12 protein-coding genes and 4 pseudogenes are annotated in these 18,216 nt (G+C 43.9%); 7 read left to right on the forward strand and 9 right to left on the reverse strand.

All coding sequences use genetic code 11. From position 1 onward, the window contains the following. Positions 1-240, reverse strand: a pseudogene (locus DCC82_RS02630) (transposase); the annotation flags it as partial. A 256-nt stretch (positions 241-496) separates the two neighbouring features. On the opposite strand from DCC82_RS02630, the gene desB reads away from it, so the two are divergent. The 4 genes from desB to DCC82_RS02650 all read left to right on the forward strand — a co-directional run bounded on the left by desB (position 497) and on the right by DCC82_RS02650 (position 5,970). Next, a complete protein-coding gene (desB, locus tag DCC82_RS02635) occupies positions 497-1,615 on the forward strand; it encodes a Delta(10) desaturase DesB (protein ID WP_097353970.1) in 1,119 nt (372 codons plus the stop codon). A 353-nt stretch (positions 1,616-1,968) separates the two neighbouring features. Beyond that, entirely contained in the window at positions 1,969-3,225 is a 1,257-nt protein-coding gene (locus DCC82_RS02640) for a GntP family permease (protein ID WP_097353971.1), read from the forward strand. A gap of 30 nt (positions 3,226-3,255) precedes the next feature. After that, complete coding sequence (locus DCC82_RS02645; protein ID WP_097353972.1) at positions 3,256-4,398, forward strand: glycerate kinase; 1,143 nt, start codon at positions 3,256-3,258, stop codon at positions 4,396-4,398. A gap of 108 nt (positions 4,399-4,506) precedes the next feature. Then, positions 4,507-5,970: an alanine/glycine:cation symporter family protein gene (locus tag DCC82_RS02650; protein ID WP_097353973.1), complete on the forward strand. Its 1,464-nt coding sequence runs from the start codon at positions 4,507-4,509 to the stop codon at positions 5,968-5,970. A 34-nt stretch (positions 5,971-6,004) separates the two neighbouring features. Here the strand turns inward: DCC82_RS02650 and manA are convergent, their stop codons facing one another. The 3 genes and pseudogenes from manA to DCC82_RS02665 form a co-directional block, all read right to left on the reverse strand. Next, entirely contained in the window at positions 6,005-6,979 is a 975-nt protein-coding gene (manA, locus tag DCC82_RS02655; protein ID WP_097353974.1) for a mannose-6-phosphate isomerase, class I, read from the reverse strand. 145 nt (positions 6,980-7,124) lie between these two features. Beyond that, complete coding sequence (locus tag DCC82_RS18655; RefSeq protein ID WP_097354909.1) at positions 7,125-7,193, reverse strand: hypothetical protein; 69 nt, start codon at positions 7,191-7,193, stop codon at positions 7,125-7,127. 49 nt (positions 7,194-7,242) lie between these two features. Continuing rightward, positions 7,243-7,677: pseudogene (locus DCC82_RS02665) on the reverse strand (FAD-dependent oxidoreductase); the annotation flags it as partial. A 216-nt stretch (positions 7,678-7,893) separates the two neighbouring features. Between DCC82_RS02665 and DCC82_RS02670 the strand changes: the two are divergent. After that, the gene (locus tag DCC82_RS02670) at positions 7,894-9,276 is read left to right on the forward strand and encodes an ATP-binding protein (protein ID WP_097353975.1); all 1,383 of its coding nucleotides are present in this window, start codon (positions 7,894-7,896) and stop codon (positions 9,274-9,276) included. 247 nt (positions 9,277-9,523) lie between these two features. Here DCC82_RS02670 and pflA read toward each other — a convergent pair whose 3' ends face one another. From pflA to DCC82_RS02685, 3 genes are all read right to left on the reverse strand, one after another. Next, entirely contained in the window at positions 9,524-10,273 is a 750-nt protein-coding gene (gene pflA, locus DCC82_RS02675; RefSeq protein ID WP_097353976.1) for a pyruvate formate-lyase-activating protein, read from the reverse strand. A gap of 55 nt (positions 10,274-10,328) precedes the next feature. Continuing rightward, positions 10,329-12,578, reverse strand: a complete 2,250-nt coding sequence (pflB, locus tag DCC82_RS02680) for a formate C-acetyltransferase (protein WP_015865387.1) — start codon at positions 12,576-12,578, stop codon at positions 10,329-10,331. Between the two features lie 257 nt (positions 12,579-12,835). Then, entirely contained in the window at positions 12,836-14,230 is a 1,395-nt protein-coding gene (locus DCC82_RS02685) for an amino acid permease (protein WP_097353977.1), read from the reverse strand. A 358-nt stretch (positions 14,231-14,588) separates the two neighbouring features. On the opposite strand from DCC82_RS02685, the gene DCC82_RS02690 reads away from it, so the two are divergent. Next, the gene (locus DCC82_RS02690) at positions 14,589-15,302 is read left to right on the forward strand and encodes a TrmH family RNA methyltransferase (RefSeq protein ID WP_015865385.1); all 714 of its coding nucleotides are present in this window, start codon (positions 14,589-14,591) and stop codon (positions 15,300-15,302) included. A 93-nt stretch (positions 15,303-15,395) separates the two neighbouring features. Here DCC82_RS02690 and DCC82_RS02695 read toward each other — a convergent pair. Continuing rightward, positions 15,396-15,896 (reverse strand): annotated as a pseudogene (locus DCC82_RS02695) (transporter substrate-binding domain-containing protein); the annotation flags it as partial. A gap of 195 nt (positions 15,897-16,091) precedes the next feature. Here DCC82_RS02695 and putP point away from each other — a divergent pair. After that, a complete protein-coding gene (putP, locus tag DCC82_RS02700) occupies positions 16,092-17,546 on the forward strand; it encodes a sodium/proline symporter PutP (RefSeq protein ID WP_015865383.1) in 1,455 nt (484 codons plus the stop codon). A 64-nt stretch (positions 17,547-17,610) separates the two neighbouring features. Here putP and DCC82_RS02705 read toward each other — a convergent pair. Further along, positions 17,611-18,144 (reverse strand): annotated as a pseudogene (locus DCC82_RS02705) (nitrilase-related carbon-nitrogen hydrolase); the annotation flags it as partial. Positions 18,145-18,216: the final 72 nt, after the last annotated feature.

Below are 18,216 nucleotides of genomic sequence, written 5' to 3' on the forward strand. Positions count from 1 at the left end.
TGGATAATCCATAAATGTAAGGAGGACATCCAACTCATTGGCCCAAGATTGAACTTCTCTCGGATACTTGCTTGACCATTTCGACTCAAACTGTTGAAACATCTGTAATGCCATCTCCTTATTCGGCGCGCGATAAATCAGCTTGAGGTCCTCTGCCACTTCGAATTGATCTTTTTTCCGAACACGATTTAAGGTATTACGTACTTTTGATCTAGTAAAATGCTTTACACAAAATTTTATACATCATCGTTTAATACTAAGTCATAGAACTACATAATAATTTATTGACAGGACAAGCTAAAAAGTGTTAGCATGAGTTTTAAATAACCAATAATGAATGATGGATATGTAATTGTCTGATTTGATATCCACGTATATGGTTATGAAATATAATACCCTTCATTGATTTTAAGCATTGAATCGATGCGATGACCCGAAAGGTGAGATTACGAGCAGTTGCTTGTCAATCGAAGGTGGATTTGAAAGGAGCTATTCAATGAAAGAGTTTCATACGTTCGGTTGGTATGCCGCCAGGATTTCTCCACATTTACCGAAAAAGGCGTTTCAACCTGTTCCGTCCCGCCTATTTGGAGGTTTCGCTTATTTGTCGTTAACCATCGGCTGCATCCTCGCTGTTTCTCTCTTGCATCTTCATCCGGTATGGAATCTCCTCCTAGCTGTTGTGTTAGGTTTCAGCTTTGCGGCATTGGGGTTTTTAGGACATGAAATTTTGCACGGCACGGTCGTACGAAAGCCGTGGCTGCGTGATATTCTTGGCGCAATCGCATTTTGGCCGCTATGCACAGGTCCGAAGCTGTGGCGAAAATGGCACAATGTGACTCATCATGTACACACACAAGATGAAGAAATGGATCCGGATGCATGGCCTAGTTTAGAAAGGTTAGCCAAAAGCCGTCTATTGCGCTGGGTATACAAAATTCCGTTTCCAATTCGTGCGTTTTTCGCTTTTAGTTCATTGTCTGTTATGTTTACGCTTCATTCTATCAAGATGTTAATCTATTTCTTCAAAGATTTTCAGCCGAAAAATCGCAGTGTGGTGCTGCTTCAGTTTTTCCTGCCATGGTCCACATGGATTGGGCTGTTGTTTTTCATTGGATTTGAGCGTTGGTTTTTTGCCTTTTTGCTGCCTTTGCTGATTGCTAATTTTATTGTAATGAGCTATATTTCCACGAACCATCGTTTAAATCCGTTAGTGCCGGTAAATGATCCGCTGGCAAACAGCCTTACCGTAACGGTGCCAAAGTGGATAGATGTGCTTCACTTTAACTTCTCGTATCATACCGAACATCATCTGTTTCCAGCGATGAGCTCGAAATATTACCCGTTAGTGAAGGAGCACATTAAACGAATGTGGCCGGATCGGTATCACGAATTGCCAATGGGAAAAGCGTTAGCCGCGCTTTGGAAAACACCGAGAGTATATTATCAGCAAAACGAGCTGATCGAGCCGCGGCAAGGACATGTTTACGGTTCGTTAGGCAACGGGTTGGATCCTGAAAATATTACTTATCGAAACATGGAGGCAATGCCGTTTTCCAGCTTGGAAGAGAAACCGATAATCATAAAAAAAGCAGTGGGAAAAGAGAAAAAGTAACAAAAAGGATTCTTCATCATGAGAGTGATGAAGAATCCTTTTTACTTGATGTTGTCTTGTTCATGACGCCTGTCATCCATCGTTTCGTTTGAACCATATTTGACACTCCTTTTTCTTATTTTTACAATCATTATGATAAAAAAGAAAATTGAAGCGATTATTGTGAAAATGTTGAAGAAGGAAGGAGATGTGTTGTATCCATTTACAAAGGGGTTATCGTTAATCGGATGATGAAGATTTTAGGGAGAAATATAGATGTGATGGAATGAGAAGGTATCATTATTGGTTTTGGAGATAAAGAGAAAATTGGTCATGTTCATGAGGGCGTTGTTTGTATGAAAGGGGAATCTGTTATGGATATTCAAGTAAGCGCCGCAGGAGCCATCGTAGCACTGGTTGTTGCCATTGTGTTGATTTTACGGAAAGTTTCCCCCGCCTACGGGATGATTGCTGGTGCTTTTGTCGGCGGAATCATTGGCGGGGGAAACGTGACAGATACGGTCACGGTGATGATGGATGGAGCAAAAGAAATGGTTCCTGCGGTATTGCGCATTTTGGCGGCAGGAGTGTTAGCCGGGGTTTTAATGGAATCGGGGGCAGCGGCAGCGATCGCTGAAACGATCGTTCGAAAGCTTGGGGAAACGCGGGCTTTGCTTGCGCTTTCAGTGGCGACAGCGCTGCTGACTGCGATCGGCGTGTTTGTGGATGTCGCAGTCATTACCGTTGCGCCGATTGCGTTAGCGATCGCAAGCCGCGCCAACTTATCAAAAACGGCGATTTTGCTGGCGATGATTGGCGGCGGGAAGGCGGGGAACATTATGTCACCGAACCCGAATGCCATCGCTGCTGCGGATGCATTCCATATTCCGCTGACATCATTAATGGCAGCTGGAGCCGTTCCAGCAATATTCGGGCTCGCTGTTACGTATATCATCGCCAGAAAACTTGCGCAAAAAGGAACGCTTATTTATGACGTGCAGGAAAGAAAAAGCAGCGGACAAACTCCTTCGTTCTTTGCGGCTATTATTGCTCCGCTTGTCGCGATAGTATTGCTTGCATTGCGGCCGTTGTTTGATATTGCGATTGACCCAATGATCGCCCTTCCGGTTGGCGGTATCGTTGGTGCGTTGGCGATGAAAAAAGGGAAGAAGTTGAATGATTATGCCATATCCGGGTTATCCAAAATGTCTGACGTTGCCATCATGTTAGTCGGAACAGGGACATTAGCGGGCATTGTTGCCAATTCCTCGCTAAAAGATGTTATCATTAACGGTTTGGATCATTTCGGGTTACCAGCATACGTGCTAGCGCCGATTTCCGGGATTTTGATGTCTGGGGCGACTGCTTCCACGACGGCGGGAACAGCTGTTGCCAGCAGTGTATTTGGTGAAACGATGATGAGTCTAGGTATTTCCGCATTAGCCGGGGCAGCGATGGTTCATGCCGGGGCGACCGTATTGGATCATTTGCCGCACGGAAGCTTCTTCCACGCGACAGCGGGCAGCGTCCATATGGAGGTCAAAGAACGGCTGAAACTAATTCCGTATGAGTCACTCATCGGCTTGACACTGGCTGTCGTATCGATGCTGATTTTCGGAGTCTTCCAATGATTTTCATAATCACAATGAGGAGGAAAGAGGATGAAAGTGATTATTGCGCCAGATTCGTTTAAAGAAAGCCTATCCGCGCTTGAGGTGGCGAACGCGATTGAAAAAGGGTTCCGCGATATATTTCCTGAAGCGGAATACGTGAAAATTCCGATGGCAGACGGCGGAGAAGGGACGGTTCAATCATTGGTCGATGCGACAGGCGGGCGAATTGTGAAAACGGAAGTGACAGGACCACTTGGGGATCGTGTCCAAGCCTTTTTTGGCATGCTTGGGGATGGAAAAACAGCAGTCATTGAAATGGCGGCCGCCTCTGGATTGCACCTTGTTCCAAGTGAAAAGAGAAATCCGCTTGTGACGACAACGAGAGGGACAGGGGAATTGATTCTCGCTGCGCTAGACGAAGGAGCCGAGCATATTATTATCGGCATCGGTGGAAGCGCGACAAACGATGGCGGGGCTGGCATGATTCAGGCGCTTGGCGGGCGTCTTTTAGACCGGCATGGAAAGGAAATCGGACCTGGGGGCGGGAGCTTATCCGAGCTTGCCGACATTGACCTTTCTGGGCTCGATGTGCGGCTAAAACATGTAAAAATTGAAGTTGCGTGCGATGTTGATAATCCGTTGACAGGTCCAAAAGGCGCCTCGGCGATTTTCGGTCCACAAAAAGGAGCGACGCCCGAAATGGTCGCGACACTGGATAGCAATTTAAAGCACTATGCGGATGTCATTGAACGAGTGTTAGGAAAGCAAGTAAAAGATATTCCTGGTGCCGGGGCGGCTGGAGGACTTGGCGCTGGATTGCTTGCCTTTCTCGAGGCGAAGCTGAAGCGCGGAGTGGAGATTGTGTTAGAAACGGTGAATTTTCATGAACGAATTCAAGGCGCATCGCTAGTGATTACGGGGGAAGGACGAATCGATAGGCAGACGATTTTTGGAAAAACGCCGATCGGCGTAGCAAAAGCGGCCAAGCGACACAATATTCCAGTTATTGCCATTGCCGGCTCTGTATCCGATGACAGCGATGTCGTGCGAAGCCATGGAATTGATGCCCTTTATAGCATTGTCCCGGGAATTATTCCATTAGAAAAAGCATTAGCAAATGCTCGGTATTATGTTACCCAAACCGCTCGGAACATTGCAGCGGTTTGCAAAATTGGAAGAAATATGAATTAAAAAAGGTTCTTTATTCCAAGGACCTTTTTTAATTTTTTGTATTAAAAGAAAATTGAAAATATTTTATAATAATTATATTATAGTGATATTTATACAGGAGGGATGTATATGGAAAAATTTGTAGAGTGGTTAAACGATATTATTTGGAGCCAATATTTGGTCTATCTTTGTTTGGCAACCGGTCTTTTCTATTCGTTGCTCACTCGCTTTTTGCAAGTGAGGCATATGAAAGAAATGATTAAACAAATGTTTCAAGGCAAGAGCTCTGAAGCAGGAATTTCTTCTTTCCAGGCTTTATCGCTCGCGTTGTCCGGACGGGTCGGGACAGGAAACATAGCAGGTGTCGCGACTGCTATTGCATATGGAGGTCCTGGTGCCGTATTTTGGATGTGGCTCATTGCTTTCGTAGGGGCAGGTTCCGCTTTTGTGGAAGCAGCGCTCGCGCAGGTGTATAAAACGAAGCAGGACGGTCAGTTTCGCGGCGGACCAGCCTACTATATTGAAAAAGGGCTAAAAATGAAATGGTATGCGGTATTGTTTGCTATTGTTACGGTGTTGGCGACCGGGGTGCTGTTGCCGGGTGTGCAAGCCAACAGCATTGCCGCGGGAATGGAAAACGCGTTTGGCATCAGTCCGACGATTACAGGAATCGGAATTGCCGTTCTTTTAGGCGCCATTATTTTCGGGGGTGTGAAGCGGATTGCCCGTGCGGCCGAATTGATTGTTCCATTTATGGCGTTAGGATACATTATAGTGGCTTTATTTATCGTATTTGCGAATATTACCGAACTCCCTCATGTACTCAGCTTAATTTTCCGAAGCGCCTTTGGTATGGATGCGGCGTTTGGAGGAATTCTTGGTGCCGCAATTTCGTGGGGAGTCAAACGGGGAATTTATTCCAATGAAGCGGGACAAGGAACTGCACCGCATGCAGCCGCTGCCGCAGAGGTGTCGCACCCAGCAAAACAAGGCTTAGTTCAAGCATTTTCGGTCTATGTCGATACATGGTTTGTTTGTTCGGCAACTGCATTTATGATTTTAATTACCGGCATGTATAACGTGACACCGGAAGGAAAGGCGCCGATTGTGCAAAAACTTGGCGATGTAGAGCCGGGACCTATTTTTACGCAGAAAGCAGTTGAAACGGTATTCCCAGGATTCGGTGCCCCGTTTGTTGCGGTTGCTCTATTCTTCTTTGCGTTTACGACCATTATGGCGTATTACTATATGGCAGAAACAAATTTAGCTTATATTACAAGGAGAATGAAAGCTAGCTGGCAACAATATGTGTTAAAAGTGGCGATTTTAGGGGTAGTGTTTTACGGATGCGTCAAAACAGCAAAACTAGCTTGGACACTTGGCGATATCGGTGTTGGAAGCATGGCATGGCTCAACATTATCGCGATTCTTTTACTAACGAAACCAGCATTAAAAGTTCTTAAAGATTTTGAAGAACAGAAAAAGGCTGGCAAAGACCCAGTCTTTGATCCGGTGAAACTAGGCATTACCGGCGCGGACTTTTGGGAAAAAGAATATCCAACTTCCCATGCTAAAGCGGTAAATGAAGATTGATTATATCGTAAAAAGAAAGGGAGCTGTCTCATATTTAAGAGGCAGCTCCTTTTTGTACTAGAGGCCATGAAGCAATCATTTCGAGCGTTCCGTTTATGGAAAAACGCCCAAATTGATATGGAAGAATGAAATGATCCCCTTTTTTTAGATCGTATGAACCGCCTTCCGACACTAGCTTGCCTTCTCCATTAAGGACGCTAACGATGAGAAAATGTTTCGTTTGGTCCAAGTTGACAGTTCCATTAATCTCCCATTTTTGTACGCCAAAGTAGTCGCTTTCGATAAATGTTGTAATCGTGGCATCGTCAACTTGGGTGATGTTCGGATGAACATTCGCGTCGCGATGTGGAACGGTAATGACGTCTAACGCTTTGTCTAAATGCAGTTCGCGTTTTTTCCCGTTGCTGTCGACACGGTCATAGTCATAGACGCGGTATGTTGTGTCAGAGCTTTGTTGTGTTTCTAAGACAAGCGTCCCTTCGCAAAGGGCGTGAATTGTGCCGCTAGGGACATAGAAAAAGTCGCCAGGTTTAATCGGAATTCTGCGAAGCAACTTGTCCCATTGGCCGGTTTCCATCATTTCTTTCAGTTCTTCTTTCGTTTTCGCATGATGTCCGTAAACAAGTTCCGCATCTTTTTTGCAGTCAATAATATACCAACATTCTGTTTTTCCAAATTCGCCATTTTCATGTTTTTGTGCGTATGCGTCATCAGGATGCACTTGCACTGATAAATCAGCGTTGGCATCTAAAATTTTCGTCAACAAAGGAAAACGGTCTGATGGAAAGTGGCCGAATAAGTCGCGTCGCTCTTCCCATAATTGTCCAAGCGTCATTCCTTGAAACGGCCCGTTTTTAATCACGGTTTGTCCGTTTGGATGTGCGGAAACTGCCCAGCATTCCCCTGTGTGTGTTGACGGGATGGAATAGCCGAATTCGTCCGCCAATTTCGTGCCGCCCCAAATTCGCTCTTGAAAAATAGGAGTGAGAAAAATTGGCTCGATTGGCATGGATATCACTCCTTTCTATAAAAATATTATAAAAAAAAGAGAGATGCTTTGCATTGATCGTGAAGATCACAAATTGAAGTACATTTCCATATTATCATAATATTTGCAGGAATAAAAAAGAGCCGCCTCATAGAGCAGCTTCTTGCTATGATGGATAGTCCTCAATTTTGTTTAAAGGCCGTTGCGCCGGTCCTTCGACAACATCGCCGTGAATGGAGAATCGCGAGCCGTGGCAAGGGCAGTCCCATGTGCGGTCGCCGCTGTTCCATTTCGTTTATTAATTTTGTTAACGATGAGGAAGAATCGGTGTATATATATGCATCTTGTTCAATAAAATCGCAGTCAATCGCTTCTTGTTCGATTGTACTTCGAATAAAACGCAATGCTTCCATACATGCTTCGTAGTACAGTTTTGCCTTTTCCTGTCCAAAGTGGTTGATCAATTCATCATAAATGATATCATGCTGGGCTGTAATTTTCGCGGTCGTATGCCCTGTCGTTCCGTTCAGAAGACGATCCGCTTCCAATAAAGTAACGCGCACTCCCTTTTTAGCAAGCAAATAAGCGGTCGTGATACCAGAAATTCCTCCGCCGATAATGGCGACATCGGTGCGAATATCTTCTGTCAGTTTCGAAAACGATGGCAGCGCGACAGATGTCCGCCAATACGACTCTAGTGATGAAGGAAGAGATAGCATATGTAACAAAAGCCCCCTTACTGTGTTTTAATTTATATTAGTTTTGCTCACTTTTAGAAAAACTATCCATCTATTTTCCAACATGCAATAAACGTGTTGGGCATCTTCTTTCTTCTTTTTTTGGCAACTACACGCAACGAAAACGAAAGATGATACAATAAGAATAAAGAAGGAAGTAAATATTTTTATAAAATAATAATTAAAGGAAGATCGGAAGTGAATAAATATTCAAGTTTTTATGATGGGAATTCAACTGTTTGGCATGATAGTTCCATTTTGGAACACTATGGACTGCATGAATTAAATTTTGAATCGGTGAAAAGCTACCGGGAAAAGTTTGCAGTTGTCAAGCCAAACCATCCATGGAATGGGTTGGAGACGAAAGAATTTTTATACAAGATCGGTGCATGGGGAAAATTGCGAGATAGCAGCAAAGAAGGAGTTACATTAGCAGGGTTATTGATGTTTAGTGAGGAACGGATTATTACAGAAGTTTTACCGCAATATTTTCTCGAATATCGGGAAAGTTTGAACGGTATAGTAACGAACGATTGGACAAAGCGATTCACCTCACAAGATGGCACATGGTCTGGCAACTTATACGATTTTTATTTTAAAGTGATCTCACAGCTTAAAAATAATGATATGGATCGCTCCATGCAAATAGCGCTGCACGAGGCGCTTGTAAACGCGATTGTACATGCGGATTATTTAGGAGAAGGCGGAATTATCGTTGAGAAAGAAAATGGCGTGTTTCGCTTTGCCAACCCAGGCCTATTTCGCATTCCGATCGATTCTGCGCTTTCCGGCCATATGAGTAATCTCCGCAATCCGAATTTGTTTAAAATGTTTATTTTGATCGGCCTTTGCAAGCGAGCCGGCTTCGGATTGAAGCATATTGTCACAACATGGAGCAACCCTCAATACAAGCAGCCTGAATTTATCCAGCATTCGAATCCGGAACGAACGGTTGTGATATTGTATCCGTTCGATTTTCCAAATGAAACAGCTGCATCATATGAAACAGATATGCATCAAGATATAGAACAGCATGATGATAGTGAAATGGATCTTACGTTAACGGAAGAAGATTTAAACTCCGTAAATAAGCATCTTAACTCCATAAATAACGAAGATAACTCTATAAATAGCGAAGAAAACTCCGTGAATAAACAAGACAACTCCGTGAATAAATCGCCAAACTCCATAAATAACGGCGTTGACTTCGTAAATAACGATGCTGACTCCGTAAATAACGAACCTAACTCCATAAATAACGGTTCGGACTCCATAAATAATGAACCATCTTCATCTGATCCGTACAAAGAGAAGAGCGAAATCGATGAAAAACTATGGAACATTGCGGAGTTGGCGAGAAGGAAAAAACGATTGCCTCCAAGTGTGATGGAAAATATTATTTTGCAGCTTTGTGCGCAAAGACCGCTGATGTTAAAGGAACTAGCGGCACTATTGGAAAGAACGCCAGACGGATTAAGAAACAACTATTTAGGAAAATTATTAGAGGAAGGGAAAATTTGCTTGAAATATCCTGACCAACCGAATCATCCGAGACAGGCATATATGAAAGCGCCAGAATAGAGGTTGCCCCATCGATTTAGTTCATATTATTGTCAGTCGTTTAAAGGAGTTTACAACAAGCCTTCTCCATCGAAAAAGGATGGCTCCTATGTTCGCTGGTAAAGCGCGGTGAGCCATCCTTTTTCTGTGTGTATATCCCAAAGTCCCACTCTGCGGCGAAGGAATTGAGAAAGCCATTTGCTGATCTTCTAAACATAATATAGGTGTTAGATTATCTATTATGTGAAATCAGAAAAAAACTCTTACATTACGTAAGAGGCGTGCTATTTTCCGTTCCATTTAAGATTTGTTGGGCCATTTGTACGCTTTCTTCCGAAGGAGGTTCAATTCCTTCCAAAGGATACTTCAATCCAAGCGCTTTCCATTTGTATACCCCTAGTTTATGGTACGGGAGAATTTCAATTTTTTCCACATTATTTAACGTACGAATAAAAGCGGCGAGACTGCGCAAATCATTCGGGTCGTCTGTAATGGTTGGAACGAGAACATGCCGGATCCAAACAGGAACGTTTTTTTCGGATAAGAACCGAGCAAATTGTAAAATATGTTTATTTGTTTTTCCTGTCAGTTTCCGATGTTTTTTTTCATCGATATGTTTTAAATCAAGCAAAATTAAATCAGTATAGGAAAGCAATTCGTTTAATTTTTGCTGGAACGACGCTTCCGCTGTGTAGCATCCCCCTGACGAATCGATCGCTGTATGAATGCCGAGTTTTTTGCATGCTTTAAATAGCTCGATTAAAAAGTCGATTTGTAGCAAAGGTTCTCCGCCGCTGACGGTAATTCCGCCGCCGGAAGCGTTGATAAACGGCAAATATGTTTTTACATCATCGATAATTTCTTCTACGGTCATTTCTTTTCCTTTTCCGATTTCCCATGTGTCGGCGTTATGACAATATTGACAGCGCAGCAAGCATCCTTGTGTGAAGATGACATAGCGAAGGCCTGGGCCGTCGACGGTGCCGCATGTCTCAATCGAATGAATAAACCCTTTCATCGGATGGTCTCCTTCCTAAGAGAAATATACCCCCTCAAGAAGGAGGGGGAGATCGTTACATCGTTTCGTGGAACGTGCGGTTAATGACGTCAATTTGTTGTTCACGAGTTAATTTAATGAAGTTGACGGCATATCCAGAGACGCGAATCGTTAATTGCGGATATTTTTCTGGATGTTCCATTGCATCTAATAACGTTTCACGATTCAACACGTTAATGTTGAGATGGTGTCCGCCTTTTTCCATGTAACCATCTAAAATGGCGACAAGGTTGCGAACACGGGTTTGCTCTTCTTTTCCTAAAGCTTTCGGCACGATTGAGAACGTATTAGAAATGCCATCTAATGCATGTTCAAATGGCAATTTCGCGACAGAGCTTAACGAAGCGAGCGCTCCCTTCGTGTCACGGCCGTGCAGCGGGTTCGCTCCCGGAGCAAACGGTTCGCCAGCGCGACGGCCATCTGGCGTATTTCCTGTCTTTTTCCCGTATACGACGTTCGATGTAATCGTTAAAATCGATAACGTATGTTTTGAATCGCGATACGTTTTATGTTTTTTCAATTTCGTCATAAAACGTTCGACTAAATCAACCGCAATTTGGTCGACGCGATCATCGTTATTTCCGTATTTCGGGAAATCTCCTTCGATTTCAAAATCAACGGCAATGCCGTTTTCATCTCGAATCGGTTTGACTTTTGCGTATTTGATCGCACTTAACGAATCAGCGACAACCGATAGTCCGGCGATACCAGTTGCCATCGTGCGTAAAATATGCGAATCATGAAGCGCCATTTCAATGCGTTCATAACAATATTTATCGTGCATGTAATGAATGACATTGAGTGTATTAATATAAAGTTCCGCAAGCCATTCAAGTACATGATCAAACTTACGCATGACTTCATCGTAATCTAAATATTCGGATGTAATTGGCGCAAACTCAGGACCAACTTGTATTTTTAATTTTTCATCAACGCCGCCATTAATCGCATATAACAATGCTTTCGCAAGGTTGGCGCGCGCTCCGAAAAATTGCATTTGCTTGCCAATTCTCATTGGCGATACGCAGCAAGCAATTCCGTAGTCATCGCCGAATTCCACGCGCATTAAGTCGTCGTTTTCATATTGAATCGAGCTTGTTTTTATCGACATTTTCGCGCAATATTCTTTGAACGCTTCCGGCAATTGTTTCGACCAAAGTACCGTTAAGTTTGGCTCTGGCGCAGGTCCTAAGTTATCCAACGTATGAAGGAAGCGGAACGAGTTTTTCGTGACTAACGGACGACCATCGATCGCCATTCCGCCGATCGATTCTGTTACCCATGTCGGGTCGCCGCTGAATAGTTCGTTATATTCCGGTGTTCTGGCGAATTTGACAAGGCGCAATTTCATCACAAAATGGTCGACAAGTTCCTGCGCTTCTTTTTCTGTTAGCGTACCTTCTTGCAGGTCGCGTTCGATATAAATGTCTAAGAAGGTGGACACGCGGCCTAAGCTCATCGCTGCGCCGTTTTGTTCTTTAATAGCGGCAAGATAAGCGAAATAGAGCCATTGGAATGCTTCGTGTGCGTTTTGCGCTGGTTCGGAAATGTCGTAACCGTAGCTTAATGCCATTTGTTTCAATTCGTTTAACGCGCGAATTTGTTCAGCAATTTCCTCGCGAAGGCGGATAATGTCTTCCGTCATCGTTCTTGCGCCAGTGTTTTTCAAATCCTTTTGTTTTTCTTCAATCAGACGATCGACACCGTATAACGCCACGCGGCGATAGTCGCCAATAATGCGGCCGCGTCCATATGCGTCTGGAAGGCCGGTGATAATTCCCGCTTTGCGCGCTAATTTCATCTCTTCGGTGTAAACGTCAAACACACCTTGGTTATGGGTTTTTCGGTATTCGGTAAAAATTTTTTTCACTTCGTCGCTTACTTTGTAGCCGTATGCTTCGCATGATTGTTGCGCCATGCGGATGCCTCCGAACGGCATTAATGCGCGCTTAAACGGTTTATCTGTTTGAAAACCAACAATTTTTTCCAAGTCTTTGTTTAAATAACCCGGTCTGTGGGAAGTGATGGTGGAAACAATGGATGTATCCATATCGAGAACGCCGCCTTTTTCGCGTTCTTGTTTCGACAATTCCATCACTTGTTCCCATAGTTTCTTCGTCGCTTCTGTAGGCCCTTCTAGAAATGACTCATCCCCATAGTAAACGGTGACGTTGTTTAAAATAAAGTCACGGACGTCAATGGATTTTTTCCATTTTGACCCTTTAAAATTTCGCCACGGGTCTAATACAGTAGTAGCTTGTTTCATAACAGATCCCCTCCCAATCGCCTGTAACTATAACAGACTGAAAAAATATATATAACAGATTTCAACTATACAATACTATATTTATTGGCGCCTAGAACAATCTATTATTGAATAGTTTGTGAAATATTGAACAATATTAATTGAATGACGGTGTTGGTATGTAACAGGGGGAAGGGAGAAGTGATCATCAATGAACATGAAGAAGGATGTAAAAAAATAAACATCTCCATCCCTATAAAAGGGATGGAGACGGTTGTTTAGCTAACTAGTTTTTTATCAGAAGGGTAGGCATGGCGCTTATGCATGCCTTTTGCATAATAGACGACAACGAGCAAGATGAGCCAGGCTGGTCCAATGATAAGTGCGATTCGTGTGTCAGGGAAATATGCCATTAAACCGACAACTCCGACTAAAAAGGCGAGAGCGATATAAGAGCTATAAGGATAAAGCGGCATTTTATACTTTAATTGTTTTTGCTTTTCTGGGCTTAAGCGTTTACGGAAGTGCAATTGCGAAAGCAAAATAATCGCCCATGTCCAAATCGCGCCAAATGTCGCGACACTTGTGACCCATTGGAATACTTTTTCGGAAACGTAGTTTAAATACACACCGACTAACATCGCTAACGCCGTGACGATGAGGGCGACGCCTGGAATTCCGCGCTTTGTCAGTTTAGCGAAGGAAGGCGGTGCTTCTTTTTGCTCAGCCAAGTTGAAGAGCATGCGGCTTGTGCTGAAAATTCCACTGTTGCAGGAAGACAACGCAGCCGTTAAAACGACAAAGTTGATGATTCCCGCAGCGGCGTGAATGCCGATTTTTTCAAATGTTAAGACAAACGGGCTTCCTTTTTCGCCGATTTCGTTCCAAGGGTAAATGGACATGATGACAAATAATGCGCCCACGTAGAAAATTAAAATGCGCCAAAAGACCGTATTGATTGCGCGGGTAAGCGATTTCTCCGGATTTTTTACTTCTCCGGCAGTGACGCCGAGCATCTCGATTCCTAAGTAGGCGAACATTACCATTTGCAAAGACATTAACACACCGGTAAAGCCGTTCGGGAGAAATCCGCCATGTTCCCAAAGGTTGCTGATGCCTGTGGCGACTCCGCCATTGCCGATTCCGAACAGAATCATGCCCAAGCCAACGATGATCATAAATACAATGGTGACAATTTTAATAAGCGCAAACCAAAATTCTAATTCCCCGTACGCCTTGACAGCGAGGAAATTGATTAATGTCATCATTATTAAAGCGGCTAGCGCCCATATCCATCTTGGCGTATCAGGGAACCAAAATTGCATATAAATGCCGGCAGCGGTGATTTCCGCGATGCAAGTAACTACCCATAAAAACCAATAGTTCCACCCGGTTAAATAACCAGCAAGCGGTCCTAAATAGTCATGCGCGTAGCGGCTGAATGAACCGGCAACCGGGTTTTCCACGGCCATTTCGCCGAGTGCGCGCATAATCAAGAACATGACCGCGCCGCTTACCGCATAAGCAATCAAAATCGCCGGTCCCGCTAATTTGATGGAAGATGCAGAGCCAAGAAATAGCCCGACCCCAATCGCTGCCCCAAGAGACATAAGAGAAATATGTCTTTCCTCTAATCCACGATGTAATTTTTGTTCATTTTTTGGAGTTTGCATAATCGTTTCCTCCTATCGATCGGGACAATTTTGTAAAAAGCAAATAAAAAAATAAATTATTTTAAAAAATTTTTAAAGCGTTTACATTTAATATAGTACATGCTGGATAAATATTTGTAAATGTATTTATATATGAAATAAGTGGTATCTTTGTTATTTAAATAAAATTAATAATATTCTAATAAATATATCATTTGCTTTGTAATATGTATTATGGTTCATGATAGGCAATAAAAAAATGGGAATGTATGGATTTATTAAGAAGTTTTTCGGCTTGTTGTGTTTGCTCGCATTGTCAAAATTTTGTACAATGAGATTCGTTCTAGGTAGATTATTAGAAGAAACGAAGGTGATGGCAATGAACGAGCAAGAAGCAAAAGCGTTCATTGAACAGCTGCAAAAAGAAGGGGTGTTGACGGAAGAAACGCGTCTTATTTGGGAAATGATTTTACCGGAACGGTTAAAGCGGATGTATGATGTACTTCAAAAGCGGACGCGTTATATTACGGTATTGACTGAAGCAGTCGATGATCCGCATAACCAAGCGGCGGTGTTGCGGACAGCGGAAGCGTTTGGCGTGCAGGATGTGTATGTCGTCACTGGAAAAGCGCCGTTTCAGCCGAACCCGCTTGTGACGCGACATGCCGATAAATGGCTGACGCTGCAGCAAAAACCGGATATTGTAACGACGATTAAAGAGCTGCAAGCAAAAGGGTATCAAGTGTATGCCAGCTATCTCGGCGAAGGAACGCTTCGCCTTGGCGACATCGATGTGTCGCGGCCGACAGCGCTTCTGTTTGGCAACGAGCATAGCGGTGTGTCGCAAGAGGCGATTCGTGCCGCTGATGCGACGTTTATGATTCCAATGTATGGGTTTGTCCAAAGTTTTAATATATCAGTGGCGGCAGCGCTTGCGTTATACGATGTAACCGAGAGAGCGCGCCAACAAGCAGGCGAGCGCTACTATTTACCATTTCAAGAAAAAAAGGAGCTATTTGAAAAATGGATGTGGCAAACGTTAAATCCGCGCATTCGCGAACGGCTGGCAAAGCAGCTGGGTCGTTCTGTTTAGCCTTCCCTAAATGCGAGGGAAGGATTCTTTTTTGTTTGCGGATGGAAGCAGCATGGCGAAGACCAGCTTTTTGCTGTTGTGGTCCGTAAAAAACCTTGTCGCTTCGTCCACTTTTGGCTTCAAGTCGCTTCCTTTTGGGAACATCAGCCCGTAAAACTCAGACTCGAAATGTTCTGGATCGGCGATGGTTTTGATTTTTTTATCCGGATTGTTTTTCACATACTCGCTTGCCACCGCGTTGTCCGTAACGACCGCCTCGCCGCCGCCGTTTAATAAGTCCATAATCGCCACAACCGTTTTTTCGAATTTTTTAATGTTTTTATTTTCTTTTCCAAGCAATTTTTCTACTGCTGCTTGTCCCGTGATGCCGTTTTGAACGCCGATCGTTTTTCCTTTTAAGTCAAGCGCATTTTTGATTGGACTATTTTCTTTCACCATAATCATATAGGTGGATTCAAAATAAGGAATGGAGAAATCGTATGTTTGTTTCCGCTTATCATTGATCGTGATGCCGGAGATCGCCATATCGATTTCTTTGCTTTGCAATGCGGCAAAGAGCGGACCCCAGCCGTCTTGAAACAAATGAATATTCATTTTTATAAAATAATGTAGCAGAAGTGGGGTGGTTTATTTTTATATTATAAATTAATTGAATATTCGTTTTGTTTTTTGGAAAACCTTATAATATATTTATGTTCTAAACAATTGGAAAATTATAATTATTATTGTAAAAATAATATTCTTTCGTTATGATGATAGAGAAGGCAACAAAGGAAAGGGGAGAATGCCTTGGTATTGATTTCTGTCGCAGTGTATATGATTGGGATGCTTCTTATTGGGTATTGGGCTTATAAACGTACGTCCAACCTTTCCGATTATATGCTTGGGGGAAGGACGTTAGGCCCTGCGGTCACAGCGCTCAGTGCGGGGGCTTCCGATATGAGCGGTTGGCTGTTGATGGGGCTTCCAGGAGCAATGTATGCGCAAGGATTAAGTGCATCATGGATTGTTATTGGGCTTACGCTCGGAGCATATGCGAACTGGTTATATGTTGCGCCTCGTTTGCGTGTATATACGGAAGTGGCAAATGATTCGATTACGATTCCGGAATTTTTGGAAAATAGATTCGGCGATACATCGAAGCTGCTTCGGTTAATTTCCGGTCTTGTTATTATGATTTTCTTTACCTTTTATGTATCTTCTGGTCTTGTGTCTGGAGCGGTGCTGTTTCAAAACTCATTTGGCGCAAGTTATCATACAGGATTATGGATTGTTGCCGGCGTCGTTGTGGCGTATACATTGTTTGGAGGATTTTTGGCTGTTAGTTGGACCGATTTTGTGCAAGGAACGATTATGTTTATTGCTCTTATTCTTGTCCCGGCCGTAACGCTTTTCCATACGGGCGGTGTCGGCGATACGTTTACTACCATTAAAAACATTGATCCTAATTTGCTCGATTTATGGAAAGGAACTAGCTTCCTCGGTATTATTTCGCTGTTTGCGTGGGGGCTTGGCTATTTCGGGCAGCCGCACATTATTGTCCGCTTTATGGCGATTTCGTCGGTCAAGGAAATGAAAAGCGCCCGCCGCATCGGAATGGGGTGGATGATTTTCTCCGTTGTCGGCGCGATGTTGACAGGGCTGTTTGGAATCGCTTACTTTTCACAGCACGGCACTAAGCTCGATGATCCGGAGACCGTATTTATCAAGCTTGGAGAAATTTTATTCCATCCGCTCATCACCGGATTTTTGCTTGCGGCGATTTTAGCGGCCATTATGAGTACGATTTCTTCGCAGCTTCTTGTTACGTCCAGTTCCTTAACAGAGGATTTATATAAAGTGGTATTCCGTCGTTCCGCTTCGGATAAAGAGTTGATTTTCGTCGGCCGTCTTTCCGTATTAATTGTAGCGTTAGTAGCGTCCGCGTTCGCGTACACGAAAAACGATACGATTTTAAACTTGGTCGGTTATGCGTGGGCAGGATTCGGTGCTTCGTTTGGTCCAGTCATTTTATTAAGCCTGTTCTGGCGCCGCATGACGAAATGGGGGGCGTTTGCCGGCATGGTCGCAGGAGCGATGACCGTGATTCTTTGGACACAATCGGAATATTTGAAAAACTTGCTGTATGAGATGATTCCAGGTTTTGCAGCAAGCTTGGCCGCGATTGTTGTCGTTAGCTTGTTGACAAAAGCGCCGGAAGAAAAAGTTGTCGAGCAGTTTGACAAATTTAAAGCCTCGTTATAATAAAGAAAACACCCGTGCAAGCTTATGATGCACGGGTGTTTGCGTGTTTTCATTTTGGCTTCGCTTATTTCCAATCCGGATATAAGTCGGTGCGGCGGTCGCGCCATGTCGTCACCGAACCTTTTTCCCGCACTTTATACAACAGCGACAAGTCGAGGTCGGCGGTGACAATCATGTCGTCGTTGATTTCCCCTTCGACTAAAATGCCGCGCGGTGGGAACGGAATATCGTTTGGTGTAATGACCGCGGCTTGGCCGAAGTTGGCGCGCATGAAGTCGACGGTTGGCAGCGAGCCGACCGTGCCTGTCGTGACGACATACACTTGGTTTTCGACGGCGCGCGCGTGGCAGCAATACCGTACGCGATGGAATCCATGACGGTCATCGGTGCATGATGGGCAGAAGATGACGTCTGCTCCTTTGGCGCGAACGATGCGAACGGCTTCCGGAAACTCAATGTCATAGCACGTCAACAGCGCGATCGTCCCTTTTTCTGTTTCGAACACATTGATGCTTTCTCCCGGAGTAATGCCCCATTCTTTTACTTCCGTCGGAGTAATATGCAGCTTTGCTTGTTGATGAATTTGTCCGTCTGGTGTAAGTGAACTACCCCCACTTAATTTCTAGCGAAAATTTGAAGTGGGGGCTTCCAAAGAAGTTTGACTGCTTCA

The sequence above is a fragment of the Geobacillus sp. LYN3 genome, assembly GCF_003064505.1.
Taxonomy (GTDB): Bacteria; Bacillota; Bacilli; order Bacillales; family Anoxybacillaceae; genus Parageobacillus_B; species Parageobacillus_B toebii.